The sequence below is a fragment of the Azospirillum sp. genome (assembly GCF_035627195.1).
Classification (GTDB): domain Bacteria; phylum Pseudomonadota; class Alphaproteobacteria; order Azospirillales; family Azospirillaceae; genus Azospirillum.
In genome coordinates, this window is record NZ_DASPMG010000180.1 from 1 (window position 1) to 6,535 (window position 6,535).

7 protein-coding genes are annotated in these 6,535 nt (G+C 70.5%); 3 read left to right on the top strand and 4 right to left on the bottom strand.

Going from position 1 to position 6,535, the window contains the following annotated elements; all coding sequences use genetic code 11:
• Positions 1 to 84 precede the first annotated feature (84 nt).
• Positions 85 to 768, top strand: a complete 684-nt coding sequence (locus VED21_RS16860; protein WP_324884045.1) for a GntR family transcriptional regulator — start codon at positions 85 to 87, stop codon at positions 766 to 768.
• Positions 769 to 987: 219 nt separating this feature from the next.
• Complete coding sequence (locus tag VED21_RS16865) at positions 988 to 2,142, top strand: sialidase family protein (protein ID WP_324884047.1); 1,155 nt, start codon at positions 988 to 990, stop codon at positions 2,140 to 2,142.
• A gap of 1 nt (position 2,143) precedes the next feature.
• Here VED21_RS16865 and maiA read toward each other — a convergent pair whose 3' ends face one another.
• The 4 genes from maiA to VED21_RS16885 form a co-directional block, all read right to left on the bottom strand.
• Positions 2,144 to 2,782, bottom strand: a complete 639-nt coding sequence (maiA, locus tag VED21_RS16870) for a maleylacetoacetate isomerase (protein WP_324884049.1) — start codon at positions 2,780 to 2,782, stop codon at positions 2,144 to 2,146.
• Positions 2,779 to 4,098, bottom strand: coding sequence for a TRAP transporter large permease (locus tag VED21_RS16875; RefSeq protein WP_324884052.1), 1,320 nt, complete (start codon positions 4,096 to 4,098; stop codon positions 2,779 to 2,781). Before VED21_RS16875 ends, maiA begins: the two co-directional genes overlap by 4 nt.
• Before the next feature lie 135 nt (positions 4,099 to 4,233).
• The gene (locus VED21_RS16880; protein ID WP_324884054.1) at positions 4,234 to 4,731 is read right to left on the bottom strand and encodes a TRAP transporter small permease; all 498 of its coding nucleotides are present in this window, start codon (positions 4,729 to 4,731) and stop codon (positions 4,234 to 4,236) included.
• Positions 4,728 to 5,780: a TRAP transporter substrate-binding protein gene (locus VED21_RS16885; RefSeq protein WP_324884057.1), complete on the bottom strand. Its 1,053-nt coding sequence runs from the start codon at positions 5,778 to 5,780 to the stop codon at positions 4,728 to 4,730. The genes VED21_RS16880 and VED21_RS16885 overlap by 4 nt, the downstream gene beginning before the upstream one ends.
• A gap of 197 nt (positions 5,781 to 5,977) precedes the next feature.
• On the opposite strand from VED21_RS16885, the gene VED21_RS16890 reads away from it, so the two are divergent.
• Positions 5,978 to 6,535 (top strand): homogentisate 1,2-dioxygenase (locus tag VED21_RS16890; protein ID WP_324884059.1); only part of this gene is annotated, 558 nt, incomplete at its 3' end.

Here is a 6,535-nt window from a genome sequence, read left to right on the forward strand (position 1 = left end):
CAAGGACGGTGCCGGCAGGGACGCCGTGCACGTCGCCGTGCTGCTGGCGAGAGCCCTTGGTGAGAAGGTGGGGGAGGGCGCACCGTGACCCGCATCGTCCGCGCCAGCCTGCACGAGGAGGTCGTCGGCCGCCTGCGCGAGATGATCGTGGAGGGCGAGCTGCCCCCCGGCGACCGCCTGAACGAGCGCGAGCTGTGCGAGCTGTTCGGCATCTCCCGCACCCCCTTGCGCGAGGCGCTGAAGGTGCTGGCGAGCGAGGGGCTGGTCGTCCTGCTGCCCAACCGCGGGGCGCGCGTCACCAAGCTGACCCGGCGCGACATCGAGGACATGTTCCAGGTGATGGGGTCGCTGGAGGCGCTGTCCGGCGAGCTGGCGTGCGAGCGCATCAGCGACGCCGCCATCGAGGAGGTGCGGGCACTGCATTACGAGATGCTGGCGCACTACGCCCGGCGCGACCTGCGCAACTACTTCAAGCTGAACGAGGCGATCCACCGCGCCATCCTGGCCGCCGCCGACAACCCCGTGCTGTCCGGCATGTACCAGAGCCTGGCCGGCCGCATCCGCCGCGTGCGCTTCATCGCCAACATGTCGCGCGAACGCTGGGACGAGGCGGTGCGCGAGCACGAACGCATCCTGGAGGCGCTGTCCCGGCGCGACGGTGCCGGGCTGGCGCGTCTGCTGCGCGAGCATCTGGAGCACAAGTGCGAGGTGGTGGTGGCGTCGGACGTGATCGAGGGGGCGGAGGCGTCGCAGGCGGCGGCGGGGTAGGGACGTTTTGCCCCCTCCCTAACCCTCCCCCGCTAAGGCGGTGGAGGGGACTGCCGCCGCTGGCCGACAAACCCTCCACCTCGAAGAGGGGGAGGGTGCCCGGAGCGCAGCGGAGGGCGGGAGGGGGCACGTCGCGGCGAAGAAATTTTCCTCGACCGGCCGCACCGCCGGCCGCACAAAGGCGTTCACGAATATCCGCAGGCATGTTCGGAGCTGACGGTGAGCCGGTCCTTCTCGATCGAACACCGGGTCGTCTTCCGCGACCCGTCCTACTACGCCTCCTTCCCGTCCGTGGCGACGCGCGCCGACGGGGTGTCGCTGGTCGCCTTCCGCCGGGCGCGCGACCACCGCTGGCTGCGCGGGGAGGAGTACCGGCTGAGCGACAACGGCTTCAACAACGTCGACCACCTGGACAGCCGCTCGCAGGCCGTGGTGGTGCCGGTGTCGGCGGACGGCGGCGTGCTGGAACCGCCGCTGACCCTGCCGCCGGACGCGCAGGCGGCCGACCAGGACGCCAGCCTGCTGGTGCTGCGCGACGGGCGCGTCCTGCTGACCGGGTTCTGCTGGTACCCCCTGCCGGCCAAGGACGGCGAAGCGCTGCGCGCGCGCGGCATCGGCGTGGTCGGCAGCCCGCTGAAGACCGGCGACCTCTACCTGTTCTGGGGCGCCTATTCCCGCGTCAGCGACGACGGCGGCCGGACGTGGTCGGAGCACCGCTTCCTGCCGCAGCTGCCGGGGCAGGGGGAGACGGTGCCGGGGATCCGGGACCTGCACGGCGGCGCCTTGCGCGGGCGTGCGGTGGAGACGCCGGACGGCACCATCCTGCAGGCCACCTACGCCCACCACCCTAGCAACGGTCAGTACGCCAGCCACCTCTGGGCCTCCCACGACCGGGGCGAGACGTGGGAGTACCGTTCCATCATCGCACTGGACGCGGAGGGCAAGGCGGGCTTCTGCGAGACCGGGCTGACGCTGACGGCGGACGGGCGGCTGCTGGCGCTGCACCGGACCACGGGCCTGGACGACCATCTGGCGACCTCCACCTCGCGCGACCTCGGCCGGACGTGGGAGGCGTGGCAGGAACACGAGGTGGTCGGCCACCCCTACGACGCCTGTGCGCTGGCGGACGGCCGGTTGCTGGTCGCCTACGGCTACCGGCACGAGCCCTATGGGGTGCGCGCCCGCGTGTGGGATCCGGGCGCCGGGGACATCGCGCAGGCCGAGGAGATCGTCGTGCGCGACGACGCGCCGTCGGGCGACGTCGGCTACCCGTGGGTGACCGCGTTCCCCGACGGAAGCGCCATGATCGTCTACTACATCTGCGACGACGAGGGCGTGCGCCACGTCGTCGCCAGCGTGCTGACGCCGGAGTAGCTCACTCCGCGTCCGGCTGCTTCTCCGGGGCGGCGGCGGCGAAGGCGGGGAGGGCGCGGGCGGCCTCGGCGATGCGGCGGATGGTGGGGTAGGGGGCGAGGTCGCAGTCGAAACGCTCGGCGTTGGCGACCTGCGGCACGAGGCACACGTCGGCCAGGGTCGGCGCATCGCCGTGGCAGAAGCGGCCGGTCGCCGGGTCGCCGGCCAGCATCGCCTCCAGCGCCGCGAAGCCCTCGGCCACCCAGTGGCGGTACCAGGCGTTGCGGGTCGCCTCGTCGTGGCCCAGCGGATCCTTCAGGTAATTGAGGATCCGCAGGTTGTTCAGCGGGTGGATGTCGCAGGCCACCGCCAGCGCCAAGGCCCGCACCCGCGCGCGGCCGGCCGGGTCGGCGGGCAGCAAAGGGGGCTGCGGGTGCGTCTCCTCCAGATATTCGACGATGGCCAGCGACTGCGTCAGCGACACGTCGCCATCCACCAGCACGGGCACGAACTTCTGCGGGTTGATGGCGGCGAAGGGCGGCTGCTTCTGCTCCCCCTTGCGCAGGTGGATGGAGGCCTGCTCGGCGTCGATGCCCTTCAGGTTCAGGGCGATGCGCACGCGGTAGGCGGCGGAGGAGCGGAAGTATCCGTAGAGCTTCATGGCTGGCTCATCATCAGGGACGGCAGGAGGAGGGAGATCGACGGGAACAGGATCAGGAGGGCTACGCGCACGAAGTCGGAAATCAGGAACGGCATGACGCCGCGGAAGATGGTCTGCAGTGGCACGTCCGGCAGCACGCCGCGCAGAACGAAGACGTTCATGCCCACCGGCGGCGTGATCAGGCTGATTTCCGTCATCACCACGACGACGATGCAGAACCAGATCAGCACCATGTCCTGCGACAGGCCGAAGTCCAGCTCCAGCATGATGGGGTAGAAGATCGGCACCGTCAGCAGGATCATCGACAAGCTCTCGATCAGGCAGCCCAGCACCATGTAGATCGCCACGATCGCCAGCACGACGACCAGCGGCGCCACGTTCAGCCCCGCCACCCAGTCCTTCAGCGCGTCGGCGAAGCCGGCGAAGGTGACGAAGTTGGCGAACAGCATGGCGCCGATGATGATGACGAACAGCATGGCGGTGGTGCGGGCGCTGTCCACCAGCAAGTCGATGAGGACCGGCACCGTCAGCCGCCCGCGCAGTAGCGCCATCAGGAAAGCCAGGAAGGCGCCCACGCCCGCCGCCTCCGTCGGCGTGAACAGGCCGCCGTAGATGCCGCCCATGATCAGCGCGAACAGCGCCAGCATGCCCGACACGCCCTTCAGCGCCCGCCAGCGCTCGGCCCACGGCAGCCGCTCGGCCGGCGGACCCAGTTCGGGCTTCAGCCACGTGGCGGCGGAGACGGCCAGCACGTACATCACCACGCCCAGCAGGCCCGGCAGGATGCCCGCCATGAACAGCTTGCCGATGTCGGCCTGGGTCAGCAGGCCGTAGATCACCATGATGACGCTGGGTGGGATCAGGATGCCCAGCGTGCCGCCCGCGGCGATGGAGCCGGTGGCGAGGCTGTCGGCGTAGCCGAACTTGCGCATCGGCGGCATGGCGACCTTGCTCATGGTCGCCGCGGTGGCGAGCGAGGAGCCGCATACCGCCGCGAAGCCGCCGCAGGCCACCACCGACGCCATCGCCAGCCCGCCCCGCCGGTGGCCGAGGAAGGCGTAGGCGGCGTGGTAGAGTTCGTTGGAGATGCCGGCGCGCGTCACCAGGTTGCCCATCAGGATGAACAGCGGCAGCACGGACAGCGTGTAGGAGAACCCCGCCTCGAACGTGTTCTGGCCCAGCATGGCCAGGGCGGGTCCCCAGTCCACCATCATGCCGAACCCCACCGTGCCCACCAGCGCCATGGCGAAGCCGATGGGCATGCGCAGGAAGACGAGCGTGAAGAGAACGGCGAAGCCGATCAGCGATTCGGTCAAGTCGGGAAGCTCCGTCTGAAGCCCCTCCCCCCTTGCGGGGGAGGGGTTGGGGAGAGGGGGATAGCCGCCCGGCAGGGCGGCGAAGAGGTTCGGGCCGGCTGTGCCGGCGCCACCCTCTCCCCAACCCCTCTCCCGTCAAGGGAGAGGGGCTTTTGCATGGGCAAGGTCCACCCACGCCCGCACGGCCTGCACCACGGCGGCGATGCCGGTCGTCACGGCCATCAGGTAAGCCACCGGCGCCAGGGGCAGGCGCAGCACGTTGGTGTAGGCGCCGTCGGCGGTCAGCCGCACGCCGCGCACCCACAGCTGCCACGCCAGCACGGCCAGCACGACGGTGCTCAGCACGCCCATCAGGCCGCTCAGCACCCTCACGCCGCGCCGGGGCAGCACGTGGTCGATTAGGTCGACGGCCACGTGCTCGTCCCGCTCGGTCGCCAGCGGCAGGCCGACGAAGATCAGCGCCGCCAGCAGCACCGACGTCAGCTCGTAGGAGCCGGGGACGCCGATGCCGAGGAAATCGCGCCCCACCACGTCGGCCGTGGTCATGGCCGCCATCCCGAACAGCAGGACGGCGGCCAGCACGCCCAGGGTGCGGTTCATCCAGCGCCCCAGCTGGCGTGACGCGGCGGTCATGCCGGCAGCTTGACGCCGGTGGCCTCGCGCAGCTCGGCCAGGGCGGCCACGCCGTCGACGCCGCGCGCCTCCGCCAGCTTGGCCCAGGCGGCCTCCAGCTCGGCCGTGTGGCGGGTGAGGTCCTTGACGAAGGCGGGCTCGGCCTGGATCACCTCCATGCCCGACGCCTTCATCTTCTCCAGCGCCGCCGCGTCGGCGTCGATCCACGCCTTGCCGACGCGCCGGGCGAACGCCTCGCCGGACAGCTTGGTGATGGCGGCCTTGTCGGCGTCGGAGAGCGCGTTCCACTTGCCCTCGTTCATCACGAAGAACCAGGAGGTGTTGTAGACGCCGCCCGGCACGGTCGTGGTGTGCTTCAGGTGCTCCAGCAGCTTGAAGGCGGTGATGGCTTCCAGCGTGAAGGTGACGCCGTCGATGACCTTGTTCGCCAGCATCTCGTACACCTCGGGCGAGGGGGCGAGCAGCGGGGTGACGCCCAGGCGGCCCATCAGGTCGCTGGCGTGGCCGCCGGGGACGCGGAACTTCAGGCCCTGCAGGTCGGCGGCGGTCTTGATGGGACGCACGCGGTTGTGGATGGCGCCGGGGCCGTGCGCGAAGACGCCCAGCGTGTGCACCCCGGCGTGCTCCTTCGCCTTGGACAGGCGCTTGTCGTAGGCGTTCCAGTAGGCGACCGACAGCTGGGCCGCATCGTCGCCGATGAAGGAGAACTCGGCCAGACGGCTTAGCAGGAAGCGGTCGCCGGGGGTGAAGCTGTGCAGGCCGTAGGTGATGTCGGCGATGCCGTCCTTGGCCATGTCGAAGTGCGCCGGGGCGCCGCCCAACGGCTTCGGCAGGATGCGCACCTTGACGCGCCCGTCGGTCGCCTTGGCGACGTCGTCGGCCCACGGCTCGAACGCGTTGACGACGATCGGGTGCTTGGGCGGCAGCCAGGACGACAGCGTCAGCGTCGTCGCCGCCTCCGCCCGGCGCGGCAGGACGCCGGCCGCGGCCAGCGCCACGCCGGCGCCGAGGCCCTGGATCACGGTGCGGCGCGCGATGGGGGTCTTCATGGTGCGCTCTCTCCCTGGATGCGTTCTTGGGGTGGCATCGTTCGTGCCGCCATTCGTTTCAGATGAAACGAGTGCCGGGGCGTCCTGTCAATCGGGATGTTGGCCGGGCGAACGGAATATGTGCGCACGAACGGCTTGCCATTGGTTTCGTTTGAAACCATTTCACGGGGAAACAGGAATGCGGGAGGGACACCCCGGTGAAGAACTACATCCAATTTCCGCGCGTCGAGGGCACGGCCTCGCGCCAAGCGCACGCGTCGCTGCCCGACGGCACGTACGAGCGCGAACTGGGCAAGGAGGGCTTCTTCGGCCCGGCCACCCACATGTACCACAGGCATCCGCCCACCGGCTGGACCGACTGGGACGGGCCGCTGCGCCCGCGCGCCTTCGACCTGACCCGGCTGAACGGCGAGCATCCCTCGCCCTGGGACGCCGCCGACGTGCTGCACAACGCGCACGTCCGCATGCGGCTGTGGCGGGCGCCGAAGTGCATGGACCATCTGGCGCGCAACGGCGACGGGGACGAGCTGCTGTTCGTCCACACCGGGCGGGGTGAGCTGTTCTGCGACTACGGGCACCTCAGCTTCCGGGCCGGCGACTACGTCGTGCTGCCGCGCTCCACCATGTGGCGGATCGAGTGCGCGGAGCCGGTGACGGCGCTGCTGGTCGAGGCGACGGGCTCCACCTACAAGCTGCCCGACCGCGGCATGGTCGGCGCGCACGCGGTGTTCGACCCGGCGGTGCTGGACGTGCCG